Source organism: Pseudonocardia sp. N23, assembly GCF_002583555.1.
In the GTDB taxonomy this organism is placed as follows: domain Bacteria; phylum Actinomycetota; class Actinomycetes; order Mycobacteriales; family Pseudonocardiaceae; genus Pseudonocardia.
In genome coordinates this window covers 66491-80600 of the sequence record NZ_BEGX01000069.1, presented here as the reverse complement: position 1 = coordinate 80600, position 14110 = coordinate 66491, and the positions used below count along the sequence as shown (strand labels likewise).

Annotated in this window: 10 protein-coding genes; 5 read left to right on the top strand and 5 right to left on the bottom strand. The window is 70.9% G+C overall.

The window, feature by feature from the left end; all coding sequences use genetic code 11:
• Nucleotides 1-25 precede the first annotated feature (25 nt).
• Nucleotides 26-451, top strand: a complete 426-nt coding sequence (locus tag TOK_RS20230) for a CBS domain-containing protein (protein WP_098959568.1) — start codon at nucleotides 26-28, stop codon at nucleotides 449-451.
• A gap of 53 nt (nucleotides 452-504) precedes the next feature.
• Here TOK_RS20230 and TOK_RS20225 read toward each other — a convergent pair whose 3' ends face one another.
• Nucleotides 505-2319: an acyl-CoA dehydrogenase gene (locus TOK_RS20225; RefSeq protein ID WP_098959567.1), complete on the bottom strand. Its 1815-nt coding sequence runs from the start codon at nucleotides 2317-2319 to the stop codon at nucleotides 505-507.
• Between the two features lie 229 nt (nucleotides 2320-2548).
• Here TOK_RS20225 and TOK_RS34935 point away from each other — a divergent pair, with 229 nt between their 5' ends.
• The 4 genes from TOK_RS34935 to TOK_RS20205 all read left to right on the top strand — a co-directional run bounded on the left by TOK_RS34935 (nucleotide 2549) and on the right by TOK_RS20205 (nucleotide 8158).
• The gene (locus TOK_RS34935) at nucleotides 2549-3613 is read left to right on the top strand and encodes a peptidoglycan recognition family protein (RefSeq protein ID WP_172457671.1); all 1065 of its coding nucleotides are present in this window, start codon (nucleotides 2549-2551) and stop codon (nucleotides 3611-3613) included.
• A 336-nt stretch (nucleotides 3614-3949) separates the two neighbouring features.
• Nucleotides 3950-6661: a helix-turn-helix transcriptional regulator gene (locus TOK_RS20215; protein WP_253258515.1), complete on the top strand. Its 2712-nt coding sequence runs from the start codon at nucleotides 3950-3952 to the stop codon at nucleotides 6659-6661.
• Between the two features lie 619 nt (nucleotides 6662-7280).
• Entirely contained in the window at nucleotides 7281-7619 is a 339-nt protein-coding gene (locus tag TOK_RS20210) for a PE domain-containing protein (RefSeq protein WP_141566460.1), read from the top strand.
• The gene (locus TOK_RS20205) at nucleotides 7616-8158 is read left to right on the top strand and encodes a DUF3558 family protein (RefSeq protein WP_098959564.1); all 543 of its coding nucleotides are present in this window, start codon (nucleotides 7616-7618) and stop codon (nucleotides 8156-8158) included. Before TOK_RS20210 ends, TOK_RS20205 begins: the two co-directional genes overlap by 4 nt.
• A 385-nt stretch (nucleotides 8159-8543) precedes the next feature.
• Here TOK_RS20205 and TOK_RS20200 read toward each other — a convergent pair whose 3' ends face one another.
• From TOK_RS20200 to TOK_RS20185, 4 genes are all read right to left on the bottom strand, one after another.
• Nucleotides 8544-10043, bottom strand: a complete 1500-nt coding sequence (locus TOK_RS20200) for a dynamin family protein (protein ID WP_098959563.1) — start codon at nucleotides 10041-10043, stop codon at nucleotides 8544-8546.
• Nucleotides 10040-11878 (bottom strand): dynamin family protein, encoded by a 1839-nt coding sequence (locus TOK_RS20195; protein ID WP_098959562.1) that lies wholly within the window; start codon nucleotides 11876-11878, stop codon nucleotides 10040-10042. Before TOK_RS20195 ends, TOK_RS20200 begins: the two co-directional genes overlap by 4 nt.
• A gap of 133 nt (nucleotides 11879-12011) precedes the next feature.
• The gene (locus TOK_RS20190; RefSeq protein ID WP_098959561.1) at nucleotides 12012-12914 is read right to left on the bottom strand and encodes an IniB N-terminal domain-containing protein; all 903 of its coding nucleotides are present in this window, start codon (nucleotides 12912-12914) and stop codon (nucleotides 12012-12014) included.
• A gap of 45 nt (nucleotides 12915-12959) precedes the next feature.
• Nucleotides 12960-13874, bottom strand: coding sequence for an IniB N-terminal domain-containing protein (locus TOK_RS20185; RefSeq protein ID WP_216362031.1), 915 nt, complete (start codon nucleotides 13872-13874; stop codon nucleotides 12960-12962).
• Nucleotides 13875-14110: the final 236 nt, after the last annotated feature.

Genomic DNA, 14110 nt, shown 5'->3' with positions numbered 1-14110 from the left:
CGTCACCGAGGATCGGGGATGTCCGATGCGAATAGCGGACGTACTGCGCAACAAGGGCCCCAACGTGGCGACGATCGAGGCGGACGCCTCGGTCGGCGACGTCATCGCCACGCTGACGGAGGGGAACTACGGCGCGCTGCCCGTCATGGACGGGGAGCGGCTGGTCGGAATCGTGTCCGAGCGCGACGTCGTGCGCAGGCTGCACGAGGTGGGACCGTCGCTGGTCGACGTGCCGGTCGTCGACATCATGACCGCCGACGTCGTGACGTGCTCGCCCGAGGACAGCGCACTGGAGCTGTCGCGGGTCATGACCGAGCGGCGCATCCGGCACCTGCCGGTGACGACGGACGGCAAGCTCGTCGGCATCGTCAGCATCGGCGACATGGTCAAGGCGCGCATCGACTCCCTCGAGGAGGAGCGCGAGCAGCTGCAGTCCTACATCGCCTCGTAGCGAACACGACGTGACGACGGGCCCGGCGATGTGCCGGGCCCGTCACGCGCGTGTCAGAATGCGGCTTCCGGGAGCTCCATCAGCGCGTTGTCGGTGTTCTCGACGATCTTGCGGTCCGCGGTGAGCCGCGGCAGCACCGTCTTGGCGAAGAAGTGCGCGGCGCCGACCTTGCCCTCGTAGAAGGCCTGGTCCTTGGCCGACACGTCACCGCTGAGCTTCTCGAGCGCGACGGCGGCCTGTCGCTGCAGCAGCCACGCGACCAGCAGGTCGCCGACGGCCATCAGGAACCGCACCGAGTGCTGGCCGACCTTGTAGACCTCGGCCGGGTCGTGCAGCGACGCCTTCACGCTGACCGTGAGCGCGGCGAGCATGCCCTGGACGTCGCCGAGGGCGCGGGCGAGCAGCTCACGCTCCTCCTTGAGCCGGCCGTTGCCGGAGTCCGCGGCGAGGAACGCCTGAATCTCCCCGGCGACGTGCAGCAGCGCCTGGCCGTTGTCACGCATGATCTTGCGGAAGACGAAGTCGAGCGACTGGATCGCCGTCGTCCCCTCGTAGAGGGAGTCGATCTTGGCGTCGCGGATGTACTGCTCGATGGGGTAGTCCTGCAGGTAGCCGGACCCGCCGAGGGTCTGCAGCGACAGCAGCAGCATCTCGCTGGCCCGCTCCGACCCGACACCCTTGACCAGCGGCAGCAGCAGGTCGTTGACCTTGGCGGCGAGGGCGGTGTCGCCGCCGGCGCGGATGCTGTCCTGGTAGGTCGCCGTGTACGTGTAGAGCGCCCGCAGGCCCTCGGCGTAGGCCTTCTGCAGCATCAGGATGCGGCGCACGTCGGGGTGATGGGTGATGGCGACGCGCGGCGCGGCCTTGTCGGTCATCGCTGTCATGTCGGCGCCCTGCACGCGCTCCTTGGCGTACTCCAGCGCGGCGAGGTAACCGGCCGAGAGCGTGCCGATCGCCTTGGTGCCCACCATCATCCGGGCGTACTCGATGACCTGGAACATCTGCGCGATGCCGTCGTGCACGTCGCCCAGCAGCCAGCCGACCGCGGGGGTGCCGTGCTGGCCGAAGGTGAGCTCGCACGTCGTCGACGCCTTGAGGCCCATCTTGTGCTCGACGCCCGTGACGAACGCGCCGTTGCGCTCACCCGGCTCACCGGTCTGCGAGTCGAAGTGGAACTTGGGGACCAGGAACAGCGACAGCCCCTTGGTCCCGGCCTTCGCGCCCTCGGGGCGGGCCAGGACCAGGTGCATGATGTTCTCGGTCATGTCCTGCTCGGCCGAGGTGATGAAGCGCTTCACCCCGTCGATGTGCCAGGTCCCGTCGGCCTGCGCGACGGCCTTCGTGCGGCCGGCGCCGACGTCGGAGCCCGCGTCGGGCTCGGTGAGCACCATCGTGGCGCCCCAGCCACGGTCGATCATCAGCTCGGCCCAGCGCTTCTGCTCGTCGGTGCCGTTGAGGTGCACGACCGAGGCGAAGTTGGGGCCGGCCATGTACATGAAGGCGGCGGGGTTGGAGCCCAGGATCAGCTCGGCGGCCGCCCACTGCACGGTCGGCGGGATGCCGTAGCCACCCAGCTCGGCGGGCAGGGACAACCGCCACCACTCGCCGTCCCACAGCACCTTGTAGGCGTCCTTGAGCGACTGCGGCAGTGCCACGGAGTGCGTCGCCGGGTCGAAGACGGGCGGGTTGCGGTCGGCGTCGGCGAACGACTCCGCCAGCGGGCCCGTCGCGACGCTGTCCAGCTCGGAGAGCACGCCACGAATCGTGTCGAGGTCGACCTCCGAGTCGGCCGCCAGCGCGTCCTGGACCCGGAACACCTCGAAGAGGTTGAACTCGAGGTCGCGCAGGTTGCTCCTGTAGTGGCCCATCCCCAGGTCACCGCCGTTCCGGCTCGGCCGGCGGGTCGTCCTCGTCAACGACCTACTCACCGGTAACCCCAAGGATATTACCGACGGGTAACCGGCGGCAACCGTTACCGGCAGCCGAGATCGCCTCACACCTTCGGGTCGCAGCGTTGTGCACGCTCCGTATGTGCTTCATGGTGCTCATGGTGTTTCTGAGACTCGCGTGGTCACCGGGTGGAGCGAAGGAGCGATCGTGGGACGGTTCGAGGTCACGCGTCGTGGTTTCCTCGTCGGGGGGATCGCCCTCGCCGGGACGGCCGTCCTCGGCTCGACCGTCGGCGTCGGCAGCGCCGGGGCGACCGAGTCCCCGGCCATCACCGACTGTGCGGGTTGGGCCGCCCGCCCCAACAGCGAGATCGTCCCCGTCTGGAACCAGCGGCCCGTCAAGATCCTCGTCCACCACACCGCGACGCCCAACGGCGGCGACCTCAGCCAGGGCGCCGGGTTCTCCCTGTCCCGCAGCATCCAGAACTTCCACATGGACAGCCGCGGCTGGCTCGACACCGGCCAGCACTTCACGATCAGCCGCGGCGGCTTCGTCATGGAAGGACGCCACCGCAGCCTCGAAGTCCTGCGCGGCGGCACCCGCCAGGTCGAGGGTGCCCACTGCACCGGGCAGAACGTCGTCGCCGTCGGCATCGAGAACGAGGGCACCTACATCGACACCGTCCCCACCGGTGCGCTCTGGGACAGCCTTCGCGCCACCTGTGCCTACATCTGCACCCGGTACGGCATCGCCCCCACCGAGCTCTACGGCCACCGCGACTTCAAGAACACCGCATGCCCCGGCGACGCCCTCTACGGCATGCTCCCCCGGCTGCGCGGCGAGGTCGCAGGCCTGCTCGGCCGCAACATCGAGGGCGGCGCCACCCGCAAGGCCTCCTGGCCACTGCTGCGGCCCGGCGACACCGGCGCCGTCGTCACCGCCGCCCAGTATCTGTTGCGCGACAACGGCTTGACCGAGGTCGTGCCCAACGGACACTACGACGCCGCCACCTCCGGCGCCGTCCTGCGCTACCAGTACGCCACCGGCGCCGAGAACGTCGGAATGATCGGCGGCGAGACCTGGCCCGTCCTCGCCCGCACCGTCCGCAGCAGCGAGGACGGCGACGCCGCCAAGGCCGTCGAGACCCTCGCCGCGCGGCGCGGCGCCGAGCGCGTCCCCGACGTCGTCACCCGTCCCGACTGGCAGCGCCTCCTCGGCACCGGCGGCGCACCCGCCGACGTCTCCGTCGACCCCACCGGTCCGCCTCGCTGAGCCGTCGAGGTGCCGCGCCGGTACCGCCCGCCCGGCCGCACCGGGTCCGCCCGCCCGGCAGCCCCGGGTTGCACGAACGGCACAGCGGGAGCGACTCGACTGCGCGGAAGGGCCGTTCGTCGAGGTCGGAGGGGACGCTCCGCCGCCTTCCTCGCACCGGTCGTCGATCGACGGCACGGCCACGGCGCCCGGGCAGGTCCGCCGACCGCGCCCATCACCCGCCCGGGCGACTTCGCGACCGCGTGTGCCGGGGACACCGTGTGGTCCCCGCTACTCTCGATGGCCGCGCCCTTTCCTGATCGGGTGAGTCCGGGGCGCGGGCGACAGGAGGGCGACGTGAGCGTGACGGCCCGGTCGATGGGACCGGGGACGGGCTCCGAGCCGTCCCGGCCCGAACCGGACGGCGCCCTCGCCGGCGCCACCGCCGCCCGCAGGCTGTACCGCGAGATCGTCGCCGCGCCCGACGCGCCACGCCGCGTCGACGTCGTCGCCCCTGCCGGACACGGCAAGACCGTCCTGCTCGACCTCGTCGCCGACGCCTACCGGGCCGCAGGCGCCGCCGTTCTGCGCGCCCTCCCCGACGACGTCCCGCCCGGCGCGGTCCTCGTCGTCGACGACGTCCACCTCCTGCCCACCGCCGACCTGCGCAGGCTGTGCGACATCGCCGCCGCCCGCAGCCACCGGATCGTCGTCGCCCACCGGCCCTGGCCCACCGGGCCCGAGCTCGCCGCGCTCGGCGGAGCCATCGCCGGCGGTGGCACGCTCCTGGTCCTCGGCGCCCTCGACCGCCCCGGCGTCGCCGCCCGCGCCGCCCGGGTCCTGCGTGAACGCCCACCCGTGCCGCTCGTCGACCACGTCCTCGCGCAGACCGGCGGCCTGCCCGACCTCGTCGACCGCCACCTCACCGGCATCCTCGACCAGATCGGCCCCGCCGACCGGGCACGTCTCGCCCACCCCGGCGGCATCCCCACCCGGCCCCCGCAGAACGTCGTCCACCAGGTCGGTTACGCCGTCTACGGGATGGAACGCCGCGTCCGGGAGCTCCTCGTCGCGCTCGCCCTCGGCGCCCCCCGCGACGCCGAGGTCCTCGTCCCCCTCCTCGGGCTCGCCGACGCCGCGGGCGGTGGCATCGACGAGGTCGACGAGCTCGTCGAGGAAGCCCGCTCCGCCGGCCACCTCACCGCCGACGGTGCCCTGCCTCCCGTGGTCGCCTTCGCGATCCGGCAACGCGTCCCCGGCGCCCGCCGCCTGGAGGTCCGGCGCACGCTCGCCGAGATCGAGCTCGACCGCGGCGGATCCGTCCTCACCGCCGCCCGTGGCCTCCTCGACACCGGGGCCACCGGCGCCCGCGCCGCCGAGGTCTTCGTCGCCGGCGCCGAGGAGGCCGCCCGCACCGGGGACCCCGTCGCCGGGCCGCTCTACGAGGCCGCCGTCGCCGCGGGCGCCCCCGCCCTGCGCCTCGCCGCCCGCCGCGCCGAGGCCGCCGTCCGCGCGGGCGACCTCGACCTCGCACTCGCCCAGGCCGACCAGGTCCTCTCCCACGTCGACGCTGTCGACATCGAGGACGCCGTTCTCGCCGGCACGGCCGCCGCCGCCGTCCTCGCCCACCGTGGGCTGCTCGCCCGCAGCGCGGAGCTCTACCGCTGGATGAGCGCCGTCGGTGGGTCCGCCGAGATCGGGCCGCTCGCCGTCCCCGCCCTCATCGGGACGGGTGCGCTCGACGAAGCCCGTGCCTTGTTGTCCGAACCGGCCGCCCCCGCAGCGCCCACCCCCGCGATCCCGCCGCCGCCGTCGATCCTCGCGCCGCCGCCTCTGTTCGGCGGGCCCTCGCCGTCCGCATCGGCCGGGCGTCCGCCGACGCTGCTCGCCTCCGCCGAACAGCTCATGGCCGCGGGCGTCCTCGACTCCGTCGCCGGCTCCGCCACCCGGGCGCTCTCCCAGCTCGCCCGGTCCGCGTCGCTGCTCGAGGCGTCCAACCGCGCCGCGCTCCTGCCCGACACCCCTGCCGCCCTCGCCGCGCTCGTCGCCATCCACTGCGGAGAGCTCGACGTCGCCCAATCTGTCCTCGACCGCGCCGTCGACGTCGAGCTCGGCGGTCCCGCCGCCATCACCCGCCACCAGCTGCTGCTCGCGTGGATCGCCGTCTTCCGCGGCGCCATCCCCACCGCCCGCTCACTGCTGGCCACCGCATCCCCCATCGGCGCCCGCCTCGAACCCCGCGACGAGCTCCTCGCTGCCGCACTCGATGTCTCCATCGCCCGTCGCGCCGGCGACCTCGCCGCGCTCATGCCCGCCTGGGGCCGCGCCCGCGAAGCGATCGTCCGCCACCCCGTCGACCTCTTCGTCCTGCAGCCGCTCGGCGAGCTCGCCATCGCCGCCAACCGGCTCCGGGAGACCAGCTGGGTGCGTCCCCACCTGGAGGAGGCCGCAGCCCTCCTCGACCGGCTCGGCCGCCCCGCCCTCTGGTCTGCACCGCTGCACTGGTCGCAGCTGCACGCCGCGATCGTCGCCGACGACCGCGACGCCGCCCGCCTCCACGCCGACGCCCTCCGCGAGGCCGCCCCCGTCAGCCGCTACGCCACCGCCATGGCCGACGCCGCCCCGCACTGGGTCAACCTGATGGACGCCGAGGTCGACGCCGACGCCGTCGAAGCCGCCGCCCGCGGCCTGCACGCCGTCGGCCTCTCGTGGGAAGGCGGCAAACTCGCAGGCCAGGCCGCCATTCGCACCCGCGACCGCAAGGCCATGACCGCGCTCCTCGGCGCCGCCCGTGCCATGCAGGGAGGCGGCGGCCCCGTCTCCGCCCCGCACCCCGACACCCCCGCCCCCGAACCCGAGGACCTGGGTGAAGGTCCACTCAGCGACCGCGAACGCGAGGTCGCGAAACTGGTGCTGGAGGGGCTGACCTACAAACAGGTCGGCGAGCGCCTGTTCATCAGCGCCAAGACCGTCGAGCATCACGTCGCCCGCATGCGCCAACGCCTGGGCTCCAACTCCCGCGGCGAGCTCTTCGCCCACCTCCGCCAGATCGTCGGCCCCGACACCTGACCCCACGGCGCCCGGTCATAGACACCGTCGACGACCGTGACGTTGCGCGTAACGGTCAGCTCGGCGCGGGACGCGTCCGGGGCGCCGTGGCTTCAGCCGTCGCCGCGTGCCTTTCCGAGTCGTCGCCCGGCCTCCGGTCGGCGCGGCGACCCCGGAACCGGTGGGACGATCGCGGAAGCCGAGCGCCGACCCCGGGGCCGTCCGCCGGGATCGACCCCCGGGCTGTCCCGCCGCACTCCTTCCAGCTGCAGCACACCATCTGCACCGGGTGCGTAGGCACCACGACGGGTGCAGCGCCGGCGGCGCTTCCTCGATCGGGATCGAACGCCGACCAGGGAACACGCGGCGCAGGCGAGCCCACCCACGGCCCGTCGCATCCCTCCCCCGTGAGCCGCACCTGCTGCAAGGGGTGCGAGGCGCTGCAGAACGGGGTGCGGCCGGACGCAGCTCCGCTGCCAGATCGTCCGCCCGACACCTGACCCCTGCCCCGCGCACACCTTCACCGCGGCCGGAGGCGTCCCGGAGAAGGCGATGTCCGTGTCGCGAGTGCATGCACAGTCGGGCGCACTTCAACCAAACCGGCCACCGCCCCGACGATGTCGATCTATCCTCCTCGCTCGTGGAGATCGAGGGGTTGCGGACCGGCCTGACGGCGTCGGTCGAGGGGATGCAGATCAACCGTGACAACGTCCTTCAGGTCCGCGCCGTCATCATCGGTGAGGTGAAGCGGCTCCAGGAGACTTTGCGATGGTCGAGGCTGCTCAAGGCGGATCGGTGCGGCGGTGATCCGGTGTCCGCCGACGCCGCGGCTGCATTCACCGAGAGGGCGCAGGCCCTGATCGACTACTTCTTTCTCTATGTGGACGACCTCCAGCGCATTGCCGATTCGCTGAAGGACTCGGCGACGGCATACGGGTTCACAGACCTTCAGATCGCCGACTCATTGGCCGGCCGGTGAAAGCCGCGCTGCGGAGCCTTGCTACGGCCGCGGCGTCCGTAGTGCTCCTGTTCATCGCAGCCTGTTCGATGGAGGTGGGCCCATCTCCGGCACCCGGTGTCGTCACGCCAGCGGCCGACAGGATCAGGGCTGTCGGACCGTGCGAAATGGTCGATGACGCAACTCGCGCACAGTTCTCCATCGATGTCGGCCGCGAGACCGAGCAGGAAGTCGTCGAAGGGGCGCGAGGATGTACGTGGGAGTCGTCGGATGGCGATCGAACTTACTTTCTGGCAATTCTGCCGGAGCGCATGAGTATCGATTCGGTGATGCGCGGATACGATGAACCGGTCGCCTCGACCGTTGCTGGGAAGCGCGCGGTGGAGACCTATTCGTCGAGGACGTTCAAGGACAGGGAGTGCCTCGTCTTCGTCGAGGTCGCGGACGCGCGGCTGCTCAACTTTCAGTACGAACCCGGGGTGGGTGAGAAGTTGTCGACGCGTGCTCAGGTCTGCGCTAAGGCTACGGCGTTCGCAGAGTGGGTCGTGGCTTCGCTCTGAGTGAGGCGGTAGTCGGTGAGTGGCGGCTTTGGCAACCCGGGTCGCGCGCATCGTTCGAAACCGGCCCGCCCTGCCGAGTCGTCGTCGATCTGCTGTGCTGGCGTGGCTATGGGTCTCGATGGCCTCGGGGTCGGTTTCAACGCCTCGGCGCCGGGAATGCGAGTCAATTGCGAGAACGTGCTGAAGGTCGGCGCTGTCATCCTTGTGGAGGCGGACCGACTGGACCTGGCGCTCAACCCCCGTGGTCGGAGTCTGGGCAGGACTTTGTTGCGGCGACGCGATTCGCCTGAATGAGTCGCGTCGGCGGGACGGGGTGAGCAAATTTTCGACTACGTGCGGACGTTGCCGGCATCCGCGAATCTGTGAAAGCAATTGTCGCCGGGCGTCAGTAGCGGTGGAGGCTGGCGAGCATTCCTTCGCAGCTGCGGACCACGATGCGGGCGGCGTCGGCGGTGTTGCGGCTGGAGAGGGGGCTCTCGGCGCGGCGCTTCCAACGGGTCGCCGCTTCGAGCGCGGCGCGGCGCAGGTCTTCGGGGTGGATGCCGGGGTCGAGGCCCAGTCGGGCGGCGGCGGAGCCGCCCTCGCCGCCGAGGAGGCGTTCGGCTTCCTCGATGGCGTCGGTGGGGAGCTTGACGGCGCCGGCGCGCAGGGCCGACAGCATGCGGAGCTCGACGAACTCGTGCGCCCCCGCAAGGATCCTCTCCACCTCGGCGGCGAGAGCTGCTGCTGCGGGTCGGGGTTCGCGCTGCAGGACGAGCTCGACGGCGAGCAGCGCGGACCGTGATTTCAGCAGGTCACGGCGTTCGGTGAACTGCGTCGACAGTACGGACCGGAGGTCTTCGAGGCCGCTGCGACGGACGAGCTCCTCGGCGACGCGGGTCGGGTCGTTGATGCCCTGCCGGATGAGGGTGACGCCCAGTCGGACGCCGAAGAGACCGAAGCGTTCGATGAGGCGGGCTCGGGCGTCGGTGTCGGGGTGGGTGAGCTCGACGCCCTCGCCCCGCACGAAGCGGTCGACCGACAGCAGCAGGCCGTCCATGTCGGCGCGGGGCAGCTCGGCGAGGGCGACGAGGGCGGCGAACTCGTCCTGGCGCATGGTGCGGCCGGTCTGGGCGAGCAGCCCGGCGACGGCGACGACGGTCTGGCAGAGGCCGCGGATCTTCTCGTCGGAGCGGTAGCGGCGGGCGATGCGGCGGGCGGAGGTGAGGGCGTCGAGGCGGCCGACGCCGATCTCGTCGGCACGCGACAGCACGGCGATGGTGTTGACCGGCGTGGCCTTGGCGACGCCCTGGTCGTAGAACGACTCGAGGAACCTCACGTCGGTGGCGTGCAGGTGGCGCATCAGGTAGATGACGGCGTCGGCGGGGGTGGGGGCGTCGTCGGGGGTGAGGAAGGCGCCGGCGCGCATCGAGGTGTCGTTGGACAGCGACGCGATGCCGGGGGTGTCGATGAGGGTGGTGGTCCGCAGGTTCTGCGACGGCCAGTCGACGACGAGCTTGTCGACCTGGTCGGTCGGGGTGCCCTGGAGGTCGAAGGCGAGGGCGCCGCGGTTGCGGTGGATGGTGAGCGGGCGGGGCGAGGCCGCCTTGGGATACATGAGCACCTTGGGGACGTGCCCGTCCTGGTACCAGGTGACGACGCGCGTGCACTCCCCCGCGTCGGTCGGCGCGATCTCCTCACCGACCAGCGCGTTGAGCAACGTCGACTTGCCCGCCTTGACCTTCCCGGCGATCGCGACGCGCAGCGGCTCGTCGAAACGTTCGAGATGGTGGCGCAGCCAGCCGAGGGCCTGGGGGCTGTCGGAGTACGCCTCCATGGTGTGCCGCAACAGCACCCGGACCGTGGAGCCGAGGGGCGGAGCCTGACCGACCGTCGGGGCACTCACGACGCGGGCCCCGCCGTGACCTGACCGGCCTGGGCGGCGAGCTGCTTGGCGCGGTCGCCGAGGGCCTCGATGCGGACGAGCTCTGCGCGTAGGTCGCGGATGCGTGACTCGCGTTCGTTGGAGTCGGTCTTGACGGCCGACTGGGCGGCGGCCACGGAGGTCGCCAGCGAGGTGGAGACCTCCTCGGCGAGGACGGTGAAGTGGTCGCGCAGGTCGCGCTGGATGCGGCGCAGCATGTCCCGGGAGTCCTTGGAGACCTGGAAGGTCACCTCGTCGATGTGCTTGCGCACGGCGTTCTTCGACTCGGCCTGCCGTCGCTGCTTGAGACGTTTGCGTTCGTCACGCACGGTCTTGCCACCGAAGAGGAGGCCGGCGCCGATCGAGATGGGGTTGAGCAGGGTGAGGCCGGCGATGCTGGTGGCGAGGCCGATCATGAGCAGGCCGCCGTAGCCGCCGCGCATACCGGTGAAGAGCTTCTGCCCGATGCCGAACTTTTCGTCGACGGGCTGCTCCAGCGCCCCGACGCGACCGCCCATGGTGCCGACGGTGTCCTCGAACCGCAGCGACGGCAGCGCGATCTCGGCGCCCTCGGCGAAGTGTTCGGCGACCTGGCCGGCGAGGTAGCGGGCGCGTTCGGCGGTCCACACGAAGTTGGCGGACGCGGCCGACGACACCTGCTGGTGGAGCCACTCGGCGAACTGTTCCCAGATGTCGGCGGGGTCGGCGTCCTCGAGGAGCTGTTCGGCGTCGCGGGCGATGGCGCGCAGCCGGTCGCGCAGGTCGTAGTCGATGTCGGCGATGAGGTCGGCGACGCCGTCGTTGAGGGTGGTCTGCCAGCGGGCGGAGCGCTGGCGCAGGGCGTCGGCCCGGGTCTTGGCCGCGGTGAGGTCGGCGACGAGCGCCTCGGTCTGCTCGGGGTTCTCCTGCGCGCTGAGCTCGGCCTTCATGCTGGTGGCCATCTGTTCGCAGACGTCGAGCACGTCCTGCGCGGTGGAGCGGCGGTCGAGGTCGTCGGCGCGGGCGACGACGCGGTTGAGCAGGAACCCGATGAGCTCCTTGAACCCGGACTCCTCCATGAGGACGGCGTCCTGGGTCTGGGCGGCGTGCAGACGCAGCGTCGAGGAGATGGGGAGGATGTCGGCGTTGACCCCGGCGCGCTGCAGGTGCCCGCCGTCGAGCTCGACGATCCGTCGCCAGTGCGGGTACAGGTCGATCTTGGTGACGACGCAGGCCACGTTCGGGCACAGCTTCATCGCCGCGCCGAGGAACTCCATCTCGGGGGCGGTGTACTCCTGCGCGGCGTCCGACACGAGGAGGACGGCGTCGGCGCTGGGCAGGACCGACATCGTCGCCGCACCGTGGGCGGAGCCCAGGCCGCCGACGCCGGGGGTGTCGACGAGCACGAGGCCGCCGGCGAGGAGCTTGCGCGGGAGGGAGACCTCGGCGTAGCTGAGCTTCGCGCGGTTCTCGGGGTTGCCGGCCTCGGAGACGAACTCGGCGAGGCGCCCGATGGGCACCTCCGTGCGCTCGGGGGGCCTGTCGTCGTCGGGGCCGTGGTCGCGGACGATCGACACGGCCGGCGTGTCGCCGTGTTTGACAACGGTGGGCACCGACGTGGAGATGTCGTCGTCGACGGGGCAGACGGGGGCGTTGACCAGGGCGTTGACCAGCTGGGACTTGCCCTGCTTGAACTCCCCGACGATCAGGACGCGGACCGCGGGGTCGGCGAGGCGCTTGCGGGTGTGCTGCAACCGGGTCCCCAGGTCAGGGCGCTGGTAGGCCGTGGTCGCCTTGAGCGCCAGGTCGACCAGGTCGACAGCTGCCGGAACCGCCACTGCGTGCCGAACCCCCCACGTCCATCACCGCGTTCGGTGTCCTTCGTACACGACGAGAGCGGCCCCGCCCTCCCGGGTCCGGGAAGACGGGGCCGCTCGTCGGGTGAAGCTCAGGCTACCCCCGGGTGTTCGGTCAGACGATGTCGACGCCGTCGGCGCCGGTGCCCGAACCGCCCGAGTTGCCGGACGCGACGTCGTTGTGCGAGAGCACGTCGTTGTTCGACAGGATGTCGACGTCCGTCTCGGTGTTGAACGCGTCGTCGACGTCCACGTTGGTCTCGTTGTTCGAGTTCGTGGTCGTCGTCGTCGTGGTGGTCGAGTCGTCGTCGACGTGGGCGTTGGCCTGGGCGGCGGTGCTGCCGTTGCTGGCCGTGGCGACGTTGGTGTCGCCGTCACCGAAGTTGGCGACGTTGGTGTCGGCGTCGTTGCCCGAGGCGTTGCCGCCGAAGGAGATGGCGCCACCGTTGCCGGTGGTGAGGTCTCCGGTGGAGACGGCGTCGCCGTTGCCGAAGGCGGTGGTGTTGCCGTCTCCCTTGACCACGTCGTTGCCGTTGCCCACGACGTTGTCGTTGCCCGTGGTGATCGTGCTGTCCTCGATGTCGCCGCCGGCGGCCACCGAGCCGTCACCGGACGCGACGACGGAGTCGACGTCGATGTCCTGGTTGAAGATGCCGCCGCGGTTGTCGATGTTCTGGTTGATCGAGTTGTCGACGATGGTGTCGCGGTCGTCGACGTAGTTGTTGGTGACGTAGGTGTTCAGGTACTTGACCGCGACGTCGTGCGAGTCCTCGCCCGGCTTGGGGTGCGGGGGCGGCGGGATGTGCGGGTGGTGGTTGCCACCGGTGTTGTAGTCGCGGTCGAAGCTGGCGTCGTGGCTGTCGTTCAGCAGGACCAGGGCGTCCTGGACCTCACCCGGCTCGAGGTCGGTGAAGCCGCAGGAGGCGAGGAACGCGTCGGGGTTGGCCTGGAAGGCGGCGAGCTGCTCCTCGTCGTCGAACAGGCTCAGCAGGAACTGGATCAGGGTCTGGTCGGCCATGTCGTACTCCTCGTGAATGTCAGCGTTATGGGGTGAAGGGAGAGATCAGAAGGCGTCGACGCCGTCGGCGCCGGCACCGGTGCCACCGGTGTTGTCCGACAGCACGTCGTTGTCCGAGGCGATGTCGTTGTTCGACGCGAAGTCGATGTCGGTGTCGGTGTTGAACGCGTCGTCGACGTCCACGTTGGTCTCGTTGTTCGAGTTCGTGTTCGTCGTCGTCGTGGTGGTCGAGTCGTCGTCGACGTGGACGTTCGCCTGGCCGGCGGTGCTGCCGTTGCTGGCCGTGGCGACGTTGGTGTCGCCGTCACCGAAGTTGGCGACGTTGGTGTCGGCGTCGTTGCCCGAGGCGTTGCCGCCGAAGGAGATCGCGCCACCGTTGCCGGTGGTGACGTCGCCGGTGGAGACCGCGTCGCCGTTGCCGAAGGCGGTGGTGTTGCCGTCGCCCTTGACCACGTCGTTGAAGTCGCCGACCACGTTGCCGTTGCCCGTGGTGACCGTGCTGTTCTCGATGTCGTCGCCGGCCGCCACCGCGCCGTCGCCCGAGGCCACGACGGAGTCGATGTCGATGTCCTGGTCGAAGATGCCGCCGCGGTTGTCGATGTTCTGGTTCACCGAGTTGTCGACGATGGTGTCGCGGTCGTCGACGTAGTTGTTGGTGATGTACTTGTTGATGTACTCGACGGCTTCCTTGTGGCTGTGGCCGCCGTCGTGGCCGCCACCGTGGCCGGCGTGCGCCGGGACCGGCGGGACGAAGTTGTGGCCGGTGTCGTAGTTCCGGTCGAAGCTTGCCTGGTGGCTGTCCTGGGCCAGGATCAGGGCGTCGTAGACGTCCTGCGCGCTGAGGTCGTCGAGGTTGTAGGCCTCGAGGACCTCCTCGGGGTTGTCGTTGAAGTCCTCGCGGAGGTCCTCGTCGTTGATCAGGCGGAGCAGGAAGTCCAGCAGCGAGATGCTCTCGGCCATCGTGATCGTCTCCTCGTGTGGGCCTCGTAGCCCGGTCGCTCGTGTCGGTGTCGTGCGGGCCGGGCTGATCGGCCCTGGCGTTGATGCAGAAGTTAGGGACGGATCGGGCGCCGGCCATCGGGGAACTCCCATGGTTCGGTAAAGCGCCGGTACGGGGATCCCCGGGATCGGGCGTTAGGGGCACCGGGGGACTGAGCGGGACGTCCCAGGCAGGAGCGGGTTTCGGCCCCTGTGGT

Bases quoted from the DNA above. Each gene is read 5' to 3' on its own strand.
- TOK_RS20230 (WP_098959568.1), top strand. From the start codon at position 26: ATGCGAATAGCGGACGTACTGCGCAACAAGGGCCCCAACGTGGCGACG.
- TOK_RS20225 (WP_098959567.1), bottom strand. From the start codon at position 2,319: ATGGGCCACTACAGGAGCAACCTGCGCGACCTCGAGTTCAACCTCTTC.
- TOK_RS20190 (WP_098959561.1), bottom strand. From the start codon at position 12,914: ATGGCCGACCAGACCCTGATCCAGTTCCTGCTGAGCCTGTTCGACGAC.
- TOK_RS20185 (WP_216362031.1), bottom strand. From the start codon at position 13,874: ATGGCCGAGAGCATCTCGCTGCTGGACTTCCTGCTCCGCCTGATCAAC.